We start from the raw sequence: 15,905 nt of genomic DNA, 5'->3' as shown, positions 1-15,905 counted from the left end.
GTCCACCAGCGTGTCGCCGAGCATCTTGCGATAGCGCGAATGATCCCATGTGGAGTTGAAGTCGCCCATGATCAGGTATTCGTCGTCGTACTGGCGAAGCGAGCTCAAGTTGCGCAGGCTTTCGTTCCAGAATCCCCGCGTGCCCGACTTGGGCGACGTGGGATGCGTACTGACCAGGCGCACCGTATGCGACCCGGCGGTTACCGTGGCGGCGGGGGCGGCAGACCCCGTGATGGGCAGAATGCTCGAAGACGCGTCACTCATGGGAGCGAGCACGTAGAGGACGTTGACGCCGCCGTTGTCGTAGGGGCCGGGATCGCCGAACACGTGGTACGGAAGCAGCTCGTCGATGCCGGCCGCAGAGAGTCGCTCGATCAGCGAGGCGCTGACTTCCTGGAGCGCCAGGACCTCGACGCGCTGGTCGCGGACGATCGAAACGATCTGGTCGGCATCGGCCAAGCCGTTCTTGGTGTTGAGGGTCATAATACGCATGACGGCGTCGGTGGACGTCTGAACGGGAACAGGCTCCACCGCCTTCGGCGCTATGCGCGAAGCGGGCAAGAAGAACCCCACGTGCCAGAAAACCTGGCACGCCAAGCAAAGCGCCGTGAATGCCGAGAGCGCTTTTCGCCTGGTGAACGCCGCAAGAAGAAGCACGACCGCGCTCGGGACGGCGAACCACGGAACGAACGCCGCCACTTCGGGAATGAGCCGCCCGTTGCTGAGGACGGAGGGCGCGTACCGCGAAGCCATGCCGACGACGAGGAAGGCCGTCAACGCCCACAAGAGAACGCTTGCGATCGTGCGCCCAATAGAGTGCCTGGGTCGTGCGTTACGAGCAGCGTGCTGTCCTTCGTTCGGCTCCATAGATCCCTCGCTTTCGAATGGCGTGCGCGGAAAGGCCAATCTATCACACTTCGACAAACGACACAGCATCGGGGACATCATGGCTCCCATCGTCTCGAACGACCTTAGACCTCCATAGAAAGACTCGAAACTCGTACGATGCATTTGTTCATATGACGGGTTGTTATCAAATAATGGGATCAGTATAGTAACGCCCTTGGAGAATGTCGGAGATGATGTCCGCGACAGCACCATCGGAAAGAGGATCGTCGTCCACAACCCAAGCAAGAAGCAGGTTCGTCAACCCACCCGCGAGAAAGGCATCGGCATATCCGCGCGTACGTCGAGGGTGCTTTCCTTGCACTTTCTCCGTTGCGAGAGAAATAGCACACAGAAGTTCATCATATACGAGCGCATCAAGGCCGTTACGATACAGCATGCAAAGAAACGTGCGATCTCGTTCGAACGGAAGCAGCAGATCGCGAACGACATCGGACAAATCTACGATTTCACGCTTGTCGATGTTCTCGAACCCACGCCTTAGCTTGATGCGCAAGAACATGCGTATCACCTCGTCTTTTCCATTAAAAAGCTGGTAGAAGGTCTGCCGCGATACTCCAGCTTGCGCGCAAAGCCCCGTAATGGTGATCTTTTGATAAGGTCTAGATTTCATAAGCTCGTATAACGCCCAAGCTAATGCATGTTGAGATTTGAGCGCCGATGGATTTTTTCCAGAATACATGACGGATTTCTTTCTTTGTCAGGTTAGTGACACCGCGTGCTTTGACGCGGGAGAAAGCATCCGATAAAGTCTAACAAATGTCAATGTTACGACTTGTTGATGGCGCCCTAGAAGGCGCCATTACTGCCGAAAGGAGAAGCTCACTACATGCATCAAAAAGTTCAGCCTCGTTTCATGGCCACTTTGGCGGTTTTGCTATGCGTAAGCATAATGGGATATTTAGCCCAAACCATCTTCGCTACTGGATTGCCTATTTTCATGGACGAATTTGGCGTAGACTCCGGTATGGCGCAATGGGCGTCCACCTCTTACTCGATCGTCTTGGCAGTCATGATTCCCCCCACTGCCTACATTACCCATCGGTTCACAACCCGTCAGGTTCTTCTCAGCTCTCTCGTACTGCTTACCGTCGGTTCGGTAGCGGGTTTTTTCGCGCAGAGCTTTGCAATGCTCGTATTAGCACGCGTATTGCAAGCAGCCGGTACAGGAGTTTTATACCCTTACCTCCAAATTGCCATTTTCAAGGTGCTCCCGCAACATCGCTGGCAGCTTGCCATGGGCGTTGTTGGATTGGTTATCTGCGTAGCACCCACCATAGGGCCAACGCTAGGCGGCGTGCTGATAGACTCGCACGGCTGGCGTTTCGTGTTCGCCATGCTGGCTGTTGCAAGTTGCGTTATGACCGTAGTGGCTTTCATAGTCGCACGCAACCTTACAGACAGCGAAAAGAGCGCTCTTGATTTCGTCTCTCTTGCACAATCGGCCATACTCTGCGTGGGCATTATCGTCTCGTTTTCCAATATAAGTTCATTTGGCGTGACGAGCCTATTCGTATGGGCGCCTCTCGCGATCGGCGTGTTGACTGCCGTCCTGTTTGTTCGTCGCCAGAATAGGCTTTCACATCCTTTTTTGAACTTAACAGTATTCAAAAATCAGCGCTTCAACATGGGAACGCTCATCAACGCTCTTATGAACTTTGTCAACTTGGGAGTCACGTTAGTTGTTCCCATTTACGCACAAAGCATGTGTGGGTATTCTGCAACACTTTCCGGCATGCTCTCGCTTCCGTCAGCCATTGCGATGGCAGTGTGCAGCTTGTTAGGCGGAGTTCTCGCAGAAAAAGTGGGTGTACGACGTTTGACCTTGATTAGTAGCGCAGTTCTTTGTGCGGGACTTGCCGGTATGGCATTCTTTGATTTCGAAACACCCGTTTGGGCTATCATGTTCTTCCAAGTGCTGCGCGGCGTGGGCATTGGCCTTTCGATGCAGGTCTTGACGACATGGTCTCTCGAAGCCGTAGATGATCTAGTAGAAGACGCTGCTGCGGTAAACAACACCCTCAAGCAAATAATCGGCGCTATGGGGTCTGCCGTCATGGCGGTGCTGCTCTCGCTGTTCGCAGGCGGAGCCGTCCAGGCGAACGAAACGTCCATTGCGGCTTTCCAGATGACGAACTGGGTTGGCTTCGGCTTGGCCGCCGTCTGCTTGGCTCTTTCGTTCATATTCGTGCGAACTCGAGCAAACAACGAAAATGCAGCTTCGAAATCGCCTTCCCCAATTGAGGTTCTGATAGACAGAAACCCTTTGTTTATCTCGGAAAACGCACCTGTATCCGATCTTGTTGAACTCCTGGTTGCCAATAAAATCAACGGTGTTCCCGTACTGGGATCTGAAAGGCGCGTAACGGGATTCGTAACCGACGGCGACCTGCTTAGCTTCACGGGCGCGCATACTGCACTCACGGTCGACGCAACGTACGAAGTACGCGAAATACAGGATACTAAAACATTTGCCGAACGATGCAGCGCACTCATGCAGCTGCAGGTAAAAGATATTGCAACGAAAAACGTGATTTCGGTAGAATCGAATGCCACTATAGACGAAGTGTTCGCAGTCCTCAGTAAACGCAAAATCAAGAAAATTCCCGTCATAGACGAAAATCTGCTAATTGGCACCATCAGTCGTGACGAGGCGGTACGACACCTTATGGATGTTATGGTTGATCTAGGCGCAAAGCAGCAAGCCCCGATCAAAACCGAAAACAAGTGTTAAAACAGCTTCCGCACTAATGCACGAAACGACTCAGTCAGACCACCCTGCGCATCATCGACGCTGCTGCCCCCATTTCAAGTCGCCTAAGAACGAGGTAAACCTCAAGGAGGCCTACCTCGTTCTTCACAAATTCTGGCAATCTTTGCATTTTGAAGTGGAGAGAACTTAGAAACCTCGAACGAGCCTCTAAAAGCTCTTAACATACTGGCAAACGCATTGCCAATGAAGACCATAACGATACGCATGCCAACATCGTGTTTCGAGCATCATCCCCAGAGATCGCGCTCAGAGTGTTGACGTCAGGAAAATATGTTGGCGACGGCAGTAGCCTCGCAATGGGCGCTGCAGATGCAAGCTAACCACGAGCGTCAGCGAAATTGCAATGCCGAGGCACTCCATGCCCTCGTCAACAGGAACATAGTCGATGCTGGCCTTTCGCAGTACCAAATCGAGATTCAGCTCGCAAGCCTTAACGCGAGTGATGGCGATTCTTGCCGTTGCCGCAAAGCACGCACACGAAAATACCATGCCCCTCGTGCTGATTCCTAGAACTTTTTGTATGATGGATTTTTTGTTTTACCACATCTTTCTTCCATCCTCTTCATGGTCAAAAACAGCAGTCGCAGCCATTAAGCCGCTCTAAAGAATGCCTATCCCTTGCAAAGTTTGTGGCTATTTTTCGCCATAATTCTCCTAGCATAGAGCAGCGTAACGGTGTTCCACCGAGCGGTCCTTGCACAAAGGCTGCCAACAGAGACGTGAACTACAGCCTGTATGGAAACAGGAAAAATCTTGCCACCAATCATCTATCCATGCGACCATTGAGCAAAACGATACATCGACCATGCAAGCCACCAGCCCAAGAGGAAAGAAACAGTAGCCACTGCGTTTGGCGACTTATTGCTCACAAGTTTCGCACCATGTCGCGATATATAACCGAAAGCTCATGCGCCTTCGTTCTACTCTCGTAACCGTGGTTGCAAAAACGCGAAACCGGCATGATTCCCAGCAAAGAATTAGTGACGAACATTTCGTCTGCCGATATTGCATCATCCACGGTGACGACAGCCTCCTCAACATCTGCGTGTTCCATCACAAAGCCCCGCATGATGCCGGGAAGAATACCCTCCGCAACTGAGGGCGTTATAACTCGACCGTCGCGAACGATGAACAGATTCGTAGTTGCCCCTTCGCAGAGATGGCCTTGGATATTACAGAACAGAGGCTCGTCTATACATTGTTCGCGAGCCCTACGCCTTTCATAGACGCAATCGGCATAGTTCAGCGTTTTGTGAAAAGTAAACGGAGAAGTCTCGTTGCGGCGCACAGAACTTACGCTGCAGGAAAACCCCTTACGATAATCCTCTCCGACATACGTGTTGGAGCGCAAGGCCACCACGAGATTATGAGACGTGACCGTGACTTTCAATGCCTGTCGCTCCGGCGCATCGACTGGCCGAGAATCAAGAGCCTGCCGTACGCGCTCGAGTACACGCTCCTTGGGCACATCAATGCAGAGAAAGCGCAAGGCCTTGTCTAGACGATTCAGATGCTCCTCGAGCAAAACAGGACGGCCGTTCTCCACCGCCACAGTCTCAAAAGCGCCGAAACCGAAAAAGAAGCCGTCGTCGGCCGCCACCATATCGCTCATCTCGTTTCCCGTTCTTCAATAGCCAATGCTTCCAGCACCGCCTTGGCCTTTTGCAAGGTTTCCTCGTATTCGAAATCGAAATCAGATTCCACGGTGATCCCCCCGCCGACGCCTAGATACGCTGTTCCGTTTTGACATACCGCCGTACGGATAGCAATATTGAGATTGCAGTCTCCGTTTGCAGAAAAGTATCCAATAGAGCCCGTGTAGAGGCCGCGGGCATCTCGCTCAAGCTCGTCGATGATCTCCATAGCGCGAATTTTCGGCGCACCCGTGATGGACCCTCCCGGAAACGCCGATTGTACGAAACGCAACGCGCTTTTGCCAGGCGCCAGCACTCCTTCCACAGTCGCCACAAGCTGAAACACTGTCGGGTAGGCCTCGACGACAAACTCCGGATGCGCGACGATAGTTCCCGGTGCGCATGCGCGAGCCAAATCGTTACGCTCCAAATCGACAACCATGAGAAGCTCGGCATTATCTTTGGAACTTTCGGCAAGATCGGCCTTAAGCGCCTCATCTTCTTGAAGCGTTCCCCCCTCTTGCGCGTTCCTTTGATAGGACGAGCAAGAACGTGCCCGCCCCGTACCTGCAGGAAGCGCTCCATGCTCGCACAGCAAATCTGATAATCCGTCGCGGCATCGCCCCCCTGCCCGCATAGATACGCTGAAAAGGGAGCAGGATTATGACAGCGTAGGTAACGATATGCATCGTAGGGGTCTGCCGGGGCCGAGGACCTCAACAATTGCGTCATGTTGGCAACGTATATGTGCCCGTCAACCATATAGCGCACCATGCGGTCAAGGGCGGCGCAATAATCGCCGGCACTGAAAGAAGCATCAAAGCTCGCCTGGCGCTCGTGCTTTAACGGCGTAGGCGCCGGCGTGACCTTATGCAACAATCCAGTCGCCCATGCAAGGGCATCACCATGGCTCATGCGAACGCCCTGTGTGCACAAATACAGCTTCTCGTTCGCAATATCTTCCACAAACAGCAGGTCATAGAAAGAAAAGGAAGCCTCAGGAATGCGCTCGCGCGGCAAGTGTCGCGACGCAATCTTGCACGCCTGAAGCCCCATGCTATACCCGAGATAGCCTAAAGCGCCGGAGATGAGAGGGAGCCCGGTGGTATTGGGTGCCGCAGCATCATCGAGGTAGGCGCCCAATTGTTCAAAGAACGAGAGGGGGGACGCAGCGCCATTGACGTAGCAACTCCCCCCGACTTGCTCGACGGTGGCATACGGCATCAGCCCCACCAAAGAGAACCGTCCCTGATCGCTCTTCTCGGAGGAGTCAAGGAAAAGCGCTTGAGGCATAGCCTTAACCAACTCGAACAGGTCAGAAAGCGGTTTATAGAAGCGAAATACATGAACGGCCGTGGCCACGAGTCCCCCTATCGCGCCGTCTCGCAGCACACCACAAAACGAGACAGAAGCTCATGCCCATACTGGGTTCGCGCCGCTTCGGGATGGAACTGCACACCGTACAGCGGCAGTTCTCTATGCCGCAAGGCCATGATCGCGCCGTCTTCGGAGCGCGCGTCAACGGAGAAAAAATGGGGAAGCTCGTCGTCGTCAACCACTAGAGAGTGGTAACGAACAACCTCGAACGTCTCGGGCAAAGCCTTGAACAATCCTTGGTTGTTGTGTCGAATCGCGGTAACCTTTCCGTGCATGGGACGCTTGCCCCGAGTCACGCGCGCGCCGAACACGTCAGCAATTACCTGATGGCCTAGGCACACTCCCAACAAGGGGATGCGACGACGCGCAGCCAGCCTCACGATATCGCCGCAGTTGCCGCATTCTTTGGGGCTTTTGAGCCCAGGGGAAACCACGATGCCCCGAAGAAGGCCCGCATCATCCATGTCGCGCACGGTCTTGGCGTCGATACCGTCATTCTCGTACGTGTCCATGCGAACGCCCAGCTCACGAAAACAGCTTACGAGCATCTGCGTGAACGAATCGTAATTATCCAGCATCAAATACACTGCTTGCCTCCTACGCTCCTCCGGCAAAAAACACTGCCGCAAAAGAAAAACTGCCACCCATCCGCCGTCACCGGCGAATAAATGGCAGTTTTCCCACTTGTTGCTTTGGGACACACCCTCTGTTTCAACAGATTGTACCCGTTTAACAAGTGCTTGCAAGAAAATACTAGGAGTTCCCCTCGCAACGCCCGCCATACACGAAACGTCCACACTCCCCCATGGAGCTTGTCTTGCTTGATTCGCGTCGACAGTTATGGTCGCAGCTTTCCCTTATATCGCTCCGTCTTTTTCAAGCTGATCGAGGCAACCGGCTTCTAAGATTCAAGATACGTTATTCGCTAGCCCACCGTTTTGGTTGCTAGATTCGTTTGAGAGTGCCTCCATTTGCATCCCGAACCCACCTGACCGATCATCAATTCACCACTTCTCCGGATGAATTGAATTTGTTTCGGCCCCAATGACCCCATTCAACCCAAAGGCGTCAAAGCCATCTTTTTTGTCCCTGCTCGCGAAACGCCTTAGCCCATAAACCCACTAAAGCCGCGATCGAGTTCATTAAACCCAGCTCAGCTTTAGGGGGGTCGCTTCGCGCGGTTCTCTTTATTTGGCCGTCAAAAAAACAATCAGACCTCCGCCTTGACTGCCTCGGCCATGATGTAGCCGTAGTTCATGGCAGCATCGAATCCCATCGCGTAGACGCGGCCGTCCTTCTCTTCGATCGAGCCGCAAACGTCGCCGGCTGCGTAAAGGCCCGGAACGGCGGTGCCGTCTTCCTTCTGCACATGGCAGCTCGTGTCGATCGCCAGACCGCCGGTGGTGAGGTAGAGCGTCGGCTCGCAGGAAACCACCCAGATGCCGTTGTAGGTGTCAAGGTAGGGAAGGTTCTTGCGCCCGAACTCGTCGGGCTCGCCGGCGAGCGCATGCTGGTTGTGCGCGTCGATCGTCGCCTTGAGCTCGGGCAGCTCGAGCGCTTCGGCGGCTGCTTCGACGGAATCGTAGTGAACCATGTCGCCGCGGTCGACGAGGCACTTGTAGATGTCCATCGCGTACGTCTCGTTCTTCATCGTGGTGATGTAGCCCGACTCGTCGGTGATATGGAAGAACCGGCCGCCGTTGTCGGGGTTGCGCAGCGCCTTGCTCATGACGCCGTGGTTGTCCGACATGATGTTGCCGAACTGTTTGCCGCTTCCGTTGACCATGATGCCGGGCGTGGTCTGGTACAGGAAGGCGATCTCGAAACGAGAGCCCGCCTGCGCGGTCGTGGAAAGATAGGCGCCGAGATCGCGCCCCATGCACTCGACGGCTGCGCCCGCCTCGATTCCGAGCTTGATCCCATCGCCGGTGGAACCCGGCGCGCAGTTGAACTTGTACTCTTCGTAGCCAGGGTAGTATTCGGCGATCATCTCGTTGTTCGCCGCGAAGCCGCCCGAGGTGAGGCAGACGGCCTTTGCCGAGACCTCCCAGGTGCTGCCGTCTTTGCCCTTGGCCTTCACTCCCGTGACGCGGCCTTCGGCGTTCTTCACGAGTTCGGTCACCGGCGTGGCGTACACGATTTTTCCGCCAAGCGCCCCGACGCGATCGACGAGGTACTGCATGGCGTACCCGCAGCCGCCCATGTAACAGCCAGGCGCCAGGTAGGGCGTGATGCCGTAAGCCTTGTTCACGCCGAGGCTGTAGAAGCCCACGCCGATTTTGTGCATCCAGTCGACGAGCTTGCCGGAATTGTCGTACATGGCGGTCTGGTAGGGCATCTCACCGTTGAAGCGATCGTTTTCGGGGACGATGTACTTCTTCATGACGGCGAGCATGGCGTCTTTGTTGAACATGGGGCTGTCGTCGAAGCGGCCCAGGCCGTAGTTGGCCTGCAGCTCGGAGCCTGCGGCGGCGACGCCCGAGTAGGTCATGGACATCGAACCGCCGGGGATGTCCTGCTTCTCGAACAGGATGACGCTCTTGCCCTCTTCGAGCAGGCGGCACGCGCTGACGAGCCCGGCGGTGCCGGCGCCCATGAACACGACGTCGACATCGGCGGTCTGCGCGGCGCCGCCCGTCCGTTCGACGGGACCCTTTTTGAAGTCGGAAGCGGAGCCGCCCGCGCTTTCGATGGCGTCTTTGACGGCCATGGTGACGGCCATCGACGTGGTGGTTGCACCCGTCACGGCATCGACGTCGAGGTTCTTGGTTTCGAGCAGCCTTGCGGCCATCATCGGGGCGGCTACCGAGCCGACGCCGATGGTATCGTCGCAACGCAGGACTTTGATGTTGGCGATGTCGCCGCCGGACACGGTGACTTCGGTGATCAGCTCGTTGTCGTGGCCCATGGCCTTCCCGATCCATTTGCCATCGGTGAAGCTGTCGGGCACCTTCTTCTTGCCGGCTTCCCCACCCTCGGGCTTATCTTCGGGTTTCTTCGGTGCAGAGCACCCGGCAAGTCCGCCAAGCGCGGCGAGCGAGCCGACTGCAAGGGACCCCTTGATAAAATTCCTGCGATCGATTTCCATGGCATTCTCCCTCCTTGAGGCGTATACGTGTAGGCGTCGTCCATATTCTCTGGATCGCTTGCCTCTGGGTAGAATACGTCCGTTTTCAAGAGCCGGCATCACCGAATGTCGGTGCATTTGCGAATGAGGAAAATTCATTGATTTTGGGTTAGATGCTACCTTTTCCCCAGTTCGGAGCGGTCATACAAAAAACGCGGTACAGCTTGTTCCCAGCTGCTTAACCATTTTTTCGAGAACGAATCATGCCAGTAGCATTAAAATACTGCACGGAGGTGGCCGATGGGTACTACGCGAGAGACGAGGGTTCTGTCCGCTGTTGGATTTGGATTGGCCAAAGCTGCCACATCACTTGCCTACATGACCGCAATGGGATCGGTTGCATCCAGCATCGGATTTGTGTCCGAGCTTGATTTCATGATTGCCATGAATCTTGTTGCTTGCGCGACCGGCCTTGCCATAGCATGGCTTGCTGGCAAAGGAAAGCTTGCTGGGAAAAGCCTTTCCCAGGTTCCTGCCGTCATCATATTCGTTGCAGGCTTGTCGCTGAATTTTATCTCGGGCCCATTCGCACTGCCCCCGGTCTTCTTGGCAAAACTGCTTGGTGCATTATGCGGGTTTTCAATAACAATAGCTTGCGCATGCTGGCTTGAAGTGCTCTCCGCTCAAGACAGCCTCCAGCATTCGATCAACCAAATCGTCTGCGCGCTGATCATCCAGGGAGTACTGGTCGCGTGTCTTTCCTTTGCGCCAGCAACTGTCGTGAGGATAGCGGAGATTGCCTTTTTCCTTGTTTCTTCCTTTCTGCTTCGAGCAGTCCGGCGAAATATCCCGGCAACAGAGCACAAAACACCCCCCGAAACACGGCCAGACCTGCGTTTCGAGTTGTTCCAATCTTACATTTGCCTGTTCGTGCTCGTCGGCGTCGTGGGGATTCTGCACACCTCGGTTCTTGGCTCTTCGACGGAGCACATCGTGGGAGATGTGAACATGTGGTTACCGCTTGGGGTTGCAACGTTTATTACGGCCATTCTCGCTTTCGCAACCGCTCGGCGCCCCAATCCTACAAGCGTCTATAAAGGCTGTTTTCCTTGCATGCTTGTGATTTTGTCGTTGTTACCTTTCATGGGAGACTTTCTTAGCTCTTTCACGGGGTTTGTCATGATCGCCTGCTATGACGTTTGTGGCATGATGTTCCTTGTCTTCATCGTCGAACGATCGCGTACCTTGTCTTACCCCAGCTATATTCTGTCTGGACTTTACTTAGGAGGTTCAAGCCTATCTCTTTTCGTCGGCTTGTCCATCGGGCTTTTGCTTGGGGCCTTAAGCGCCGATTACGGCTTGTCGCTTCTCACCCTTCTGGCGTTTGCAACCATCTACCCGCTGGTAACCGTGCTCATGATCGCAGTCCGAAAAAGCCGGGGATCAAGCGACAGGAACCAAAGCATGCACATCGCAGAAGCGGTAACAATGAAGAGCGTCGATGCCTCAGAAGCGCGTGCCGAGCACGCGTCTGAACTAGACCCCGCCGAAAGCGAAACGAGCATCGAGCAAAGGCTTGCCGTCATCGCCGAAGAAGTGGCACTCACGAAACGCGAGCGAGAAATCATGGCGTTTCTAGCTCGCGGACGCTCTGCCAGATACATTGCCGAAGCGCTTGTCATATCGGAAAACACCGTGTGGTCCCACATCAAGCGCGTGTATTCGAAAACGGGAGTCACCTGCAAACAAGAGCTCATCGACCTTGTGGAAGCCCCAACGGAAACAAGCCATAGCAGCTAAAACGCACGAACCCGGAATGCGACCACAGGCGACCGGCCCATGGTCGCGACCGATTTCCTGCCTGCCTACCCCAACAACGTAAAAGCCAAAGGTTACGAATCGTATTCGAGGAGAGACGCCTTTGCGCCTTCCCTCGAAGCGAGTGCTATTATCGAGCTGCGCACGACCTCTCGCCTCCATACTGCATGCATGGCAGGAAAAAAGCACGCACGAACACGGCGCGCAGACAAGGGCTTGCCGGATTGTCTCGAGAGAGTAGAAAGGATTGCCATGTGCTCGGGTATCAGGTTCACGGATGCGTCGGGAAACATGTACTTCGGTCGTAACTTGGACTGGAACTGCTCATACGGAGAGCATGTATGCATTACGCCCATTGGATATGCACCCGCATCCCCTTTCGACGCCATCGAGGAAACCCTCTACCCTGTTATAGGAATGGGGATCGTCGCCGACGACACGCCGCTCTATTTCGATTGCGCCAACGACCAAGGTCTTGCCATAGCAGGCTTGAACTTCCCTGGCTTCGCACAGTACGAACCCGTCTCCGTCGACGGCAAGGTCAATGTTGCGTCCTACGAGTTTCCCCTTTGGGTAACAAGCTTGCACAAAACCGTCGACGAAGTTGAGGCGGCGCTGCAAAACGTCGCGATCGTCGACAAGCCCCTTAACGCCGATTTTCAGTCGTCCCTGCTCCACTGGATCATTGGAGATGCAGCCCGATCGATCGTCATCGAATACACCGATCAAGGCATGCAAGTGTTCCACGACGATGTCGACGTCCTCACTAACCAACCAGGATTCGCCTGGCAGTTCGAGAACCTACGGGGCTATCTCAACGTCACCAGCGACGTCCCCCCTACGCGCACGTGGCGCGCGGCAACGCTTGAGCCCTATGGATCGGGCGCTGGCATGCGCGGCATCCCGGGTGACTACTACTCCCCCTCGCGCTTCGTGCGGCTTGCATACCTGAACGCCAATTACCCGCAGAAAAACTCCGAGAAGGAGAACGTTTCCCGCTTGTTCCGTTCCCTTGCGGGAGTCTCCATGGTGGAAGGCGCTGCGCGCATGTCGAACGGCGACTTCGAAATCACCGTGTTCAGCGGGGGTTTCTCGTCGCGCACGAACACGTACTACTACTCCACATACGACGACCCAGCCATCCGCTCTGTATCGCTCGATAATTACGATTGGCGCGGCCCGAGCCTCATCTCAATCGAACAATAGAAAAACATGCGGGGTGCTCTGCATAACGCGCCAATGCGTCGCCCCGAGGGCTCTTGAACGAATCGCTTTTTTTGGGGCGTGCGCCAGAGCGCAGGCGCACGCATTCGCATGGCAGGCATTCGGGATCAAGCCCCTAGGCTTTGTCCATGCCGAAGCCGTAATTTCGTTCAAGCAGGTCTGCGAGAGGCTCCCGCATCAGGTTTTCCTGCACATGCTTCTTGTCGTGAAGCGATCGCATGAGTAGACGGTTCCGTTCTTTTCAACGCTTGCCGCAGGCCATGTTGCACTGCGACTCCAAGATGCGCGAGATAGACTTGGCCATCCAGGACGGGTACGTGCTTCATCCCGTAAAGACCAAGACGAACGCGCTGGTGAAGAAGGATGCAACCAAGAACTTCACCTACCTTGGGGCATGACCGACTACGAGGTAGGGTTCGACCATGTCATCTGCCAGGCGCAAGGGTCCTATCTGCTGGCGAAAAATATGGAGGCTGCGCCCGTTTGGACGATATCGCTCTTCAGGCTTACATGACCCATCCACGAGCTATTTTAGACATCCGAGTGTTTTTCTCATGCCTCGTTCTTGCCGCTGATCCCAAGACTTTTCGCCATCCCCGTCACTGCCGCGATGCCTCCTGCGATGGCGGAGCCGGCCAACGTGGCAAGCTCCTCCATGGGGAGCTCGGAATCGCTGTCCGCCCATTGATGGTAGAGCGCCAGCAGCCCCGAGCAGAAAAACGAAACGAAAAGCTCGAAGTACGGCCCCAGGTCCTCAGCCAACCCAAGAGCGTCCCTTTCCGCAAGAACATCTGCCATAGCGGGCCTGAGCCTCGATATGAGAGCATCGGTATCCACATGTTGCACCACAGCTGCCCTCTGATCGAACGTGGCAATGAGCTCGGCACTGAGCTCCCGGAAGATAACAGGAACGTTTACGGAGCCGTCCTCGTCTGCCGCGGCAGTGGTCAGAACTTCGGCCAGGCGTCTCATCTCCTCGCGCAGAAGGCTGTCAACAAGACCGTCTATCGAGCTGTACCTCAGATAAAAGGTCTTGCGATCAATGTCAGCACGCTCGGCTAGCTCCTTGACGGTGACGTTTTTTAGACCTTTCTCAGCCAAAAGCTCCCCAAAGGCCGTCCTAATGGCTTCGTCGACCTTCCTCCTGCGCCTGTCGCTTCTGCTGCTCCCCGGCATATCGCTCCTTTCATTTCTTGATACAAGTCTACATTAAGGCTAGTTATGTAGATAAATGCTCACTGCGGCGCAGTGTGACCATTGTTAGTACTCGCAAATCTCAATACAATCCACAGTGTTGATAGCTCCACACTGTGGATTGTATCATGGAAAGAGGTTGGCATGAGGGCTGCTGATCAGATCAAGCGCGCGGCGATGATGAAGACCGTGGGGTACCTGCTCGAGGACCCGGATAAGAACATAACCAAGATCATGGACATGATCGACAAGGTGGCCCCCGAGGACCTCTTTCGCAACCAGCGCAATGCCTTCCGCACTGCCATCGACTCGAAGAACAACTGGTACCAGCTCATCATGCGCATTCTGGAGAAGATGAACCCCGAGGTTCGCGACGCACTGGTCAAGAACCTTGTCGTGGACGGTAATCTAATGGCCTGGCCCTTCCAGGAGGAGATGCGCAAGAAGCACCGGTGCAACATTCCCTGGGCTATCCTGCTGGACCCTACCAGCGCCTGCAACCTGAGCTGCACCGGTTGCTGGGCGGCCGAGTACGGCCACAAACTCAACCTCACCTACGACGACATCGACTCCATCGTTCGCCAGGGCAAAGAGCTTGGCTGCCACATCTACATCTACACCGGAGGCGAGCCTCTGGTGCGCAAGAAGGATCTGATCAGGCTCTGCAAGGCGCATTCTGACTGCAGTTTCTTGTGCTTCACCAACGCCACCCTCATCGACGAGGACTTCTGTCAGGATCTGCTGCACGTTAAGAATTTCGTGCCCTCCATCAGCGCCGAGGGAACCCGGGAGACCACCGACGCCCGTCGCGGCAAGGGCACCTACGACAAGGTGGTCGCCGCCATGGCGCTGCTGAAGTCCCACGGACTTCCCTTCGGCATCTCGGCCTGCATCACGTCCCAGAACGCCGACGCCATCGGGTCCGAAGAATTTGTGGACTGGATGATCGAGCAGGGTGCCTTGTTCTGCTGGATCTTCAACTACATGCCGGTGGGCATGGACGCCCCGGCCGAGCTCATGCTCACCGTGGAGCAGCGCAAGCGGATGTACGGTTTCGTGCGCAGGATGCGCGAGGAGAAGCCGCTTTTCCTCATGGACTTCCAAAACGACGGTGAGTTCGTAGGAGGCTGCATCGCAGGAGGCCGCCGTTACCTGCATATCAATGCCGCAGGCGACGTGGAACCTTGCGTGTTCATTCACTACTCCAACGCCAACATTCACGACATGAGCCTTCTGGAGTGCCTGAAATCCCCGCTGTTCATGCAGTACTACGAAGGCCAGCCCTTCAATGACAACCTCCTTCGCCCCTGTCCGATGCTGGAGAACCCCGGATGCCTCGAGGCCATGGTCGAGGCATCCGGTGCGCACCCCACCGACCTGCACCAGTTTGAGAGCGCGGAGCACCTGTGCGGCAAGTGCCGCGACTTCGCGCGCGCCTGGGAGCCGGTAGCCGAGGAGCTGTGGACTGATCAGGACGACGCGCGCTACCCCTACCGCAAGGACATCTCGGTCCTCATGTCTTCGGAGGAACTGAACAAGTTCGCCAAACAGGGTCGTGAGCTGAGGAAACTGTAAGCCGAGGGATCTGCCCCTGTCGAGTTAACGTGTCCCAAACGTGTCATAAACCCGCACCGAAGATTCGTTCGATGTGGGTTTATGACAGACGCTCTATGATAAAGCGAAAACCACCTTGCCGGAACGAAGTTCACCGTGCTTGAGTATTTGCTCGCTTGAGCAGTGCCAGTATTCACTTTGAGCAACCGAAATACTCAGCTTCAGCAGCGGCTGCCGATGCGGCCAGCAATGGCAGCCCACTTTCTGCCCCTAGCTTGCCCTCCTGCACTTGGCGCGCATGTTCACGTCGCCCATTTCGATTCAGGTCGCGTTGCGGACGATCCTGCCTAATGCGAAG

The 15,905-nt window shown here is 55.4% G+C and carries 11 protein-coding genes and 1 pseudogene; 5 read left to right on the top strand and 7 right to left on the bottom strand.

The genetic code is table 11. From position 1 onward, the window contains the following. Both ACMNI9_RS10090 and ACMNI9_RS10085 read right to left on the bottom strand, forming a co-directional pair. A partial coding sequence (locus ACMNI9_RS10090) for an endonuclease/exonuclease/phosphatase family protein (RefSeq protein ID WP_418831926.1) occupies positions 1-867 on the bottom strand: 867 nt, incomplete at its 3' end. Between the two features lie 166 nt (positions 868-1,033). Further along, positions 1,034-1,588, bottom strand: a complete 555-nt coding sequence (locus tag ACMNI9_RS10085) for a TetR/AcrR family transcriptional regulator (protein WP_114567037.1) — start codon at positions 1,586-1,588, stop codon at positions 1,034-1,036. Positions 1,589-1,735: 147 nt separating this feature from the next. Here ACMNI9_RS10085 and ACMNI9_RS10080 point away from each other — a divergent pair, with 147 nt between their 5' ends. Beyond that, complete coding sequence (locus ACMNI9_RS10080; RefSeq protein ID WP_418831924.1) at positions 1,736-3,640, top strand: DHA2 family efflux MFS transporter permease subunit; 1,905 nt, start codon at positions 1,736-1,738, stop codon at positions 3,638-3,640. A gap of 904 nt (positions 3,641-4,544) precedes the next feature. Here ACMNI9_RS10080 and ACMNI9_RS10075 read toward each other — a convergent pair. The 4 genes and pseudogenes from ACMNI9_RS10075 to ACMNI9_RS10060 all read right to left on the bottom strand — a co-directional run bounded on the left by ACMNI9_RS10075 (position 4,545) and on the right by ACMNI9_RS10060 (position 9,778). Beyond that, positions 4,545-5,291, bottom strand: a complete 747-nt coding sequence (locus ACMNI9_RS10075; protein WP_114567040.1) for an aminotransferase class IV — start codon at positions 5,289-5,291, stop codon at positions 4,545-4,547. After that, positions 5,288-6,675: pseudogene (locus ACMNI9_RS10070) on the bottom strand (anthranilate synthase component I family protein). The gene ACMNI9_RS10075 and the pseudogene ACMNI9_RS10070 overlap by 4 nt, the downstream one beginning before the upstream one ends. A gap of 8 nt (positions 6,676-6,683) precedes the next feature. Continuing rightward, positions 6,684-7,268, bottom strand: a complete 585-nt coding sequence (locus ACMNI9_RS10065) for an anthranilate synthase component II (protein ID WP_418831922.1) — start codon at positions 7,266-7,268, stop codon at positions 6,684-6,686. A 632-nt stretch (positions 7,269-7,900) separates the two neighbouring features. Further along, the gene (locus ACMNI9_RS10060) at positions 7,901-9,778 is read right to left on the bottom strand and encodes an FAD-dependent oxidoreductase (protein WP_216528974.1); all 1,878 of its coding nucleotides are present in this window, start codon (positions 9,776-9,778) and stop codon (positions 7,901-7,903) included. Between the two features lie 279 nt (positions 9,779-10,057). Here ACMNI9_RS10060 and ACMNI9_RS10055 point away from each other — a divergent pair, with 279 nt between their 5' ends. The 3 genes from ACMNI9_RS10055 to ACMNI9_RS10045 all read left to right on the top strand — a co-directional run bounded on the left by ACMNI9_RS10055 (position 10,058) and on the right by ACMNI9_RS10045 (position 13,197). After that, positions 10,058-11,557: a helix-turn-helix transcriptional regulator gene (locus ACMNI9_RS10055; protein WP_418831920.1), complete on the top strand. Its 1,500-nt coding sequence runs from the start codon at positions 10,058-10,060 to the stop codon at positions 11,555-11,557. A 270-nt stretch (positions 11,558-11,827) separates the two neighbouring features. Further along, complete coding sequence (gene bsh, locus ACMNI9_RS10050) at positions 11,828-12,781, top strand: choloylglycine hydrolase (protein WP_418831918.1); 954 nt, start codon at positions 11,828-11,830, stop codon at positions 12,779-12,781. Between the two features lie 236 nt (positions 12,782-13,017). Further along, positions 13,018-13,197 (top strand): hypothetical protein, encoded by a 180-nt coding sequence (locus ACMNI9_RS10045; RefSeq protein WP_147269867.1) that lies wholly within the window; start codon positions 13,018-13,020, stop codon positions 13,195-13,197. A 154-nt stretch (positions 13,198-13,351) separates the two neighbouring features. Here the strand turns inward: ACMNI9_RS10045 and ACMNI9_RS10040 are convergent, their stop codons facing one another. Then, positions 13,352-13,975 carry a TetR/AcrR family transcriptional regulator gene (locus ACMNI9_RS10040; protein WP_114567045.1) on the bottom strand — a complete coding sequence of 208 codons (624 nt, stop codon included), beginning with the start codon at positions 13,973-13,975 and terminating at the stop codon, positions 13,352-13,354. 162 nt (positions 13,976-14,137) lie between these two features. Here ACMNI9_RS10040 and ACMNI9_RS10035 point away from each other — a divergent pair, with 162 nt between their 5' ends. Then, positions 14,138-15,568: a radical SAM protein gene (locus tag ACMNI9_RS10035; protein ID WP_418831916.1), complete on the top strand. Its 1,431-nt coding sequence runs from the start codon at positions 14,138-14,140 to the stop codon at positions 15,566-15,568. Positions 15,569-15,905: the final 337 nt, after the last annotated feature.

The organism is Paraeggerthella sp. (assembly GCF_048427265.1).
GTDB lineage: Bacteria > Actinomycetota > Coriobacteriia > Coriobacteriales > Eggerthellaceae > Paraeggerthella > Paraeggerthella hominis.
Note: the sequence above shows the minus strand (reverse complement) of the source record. Positions and strands in the feature narration are given on the sequence as shown.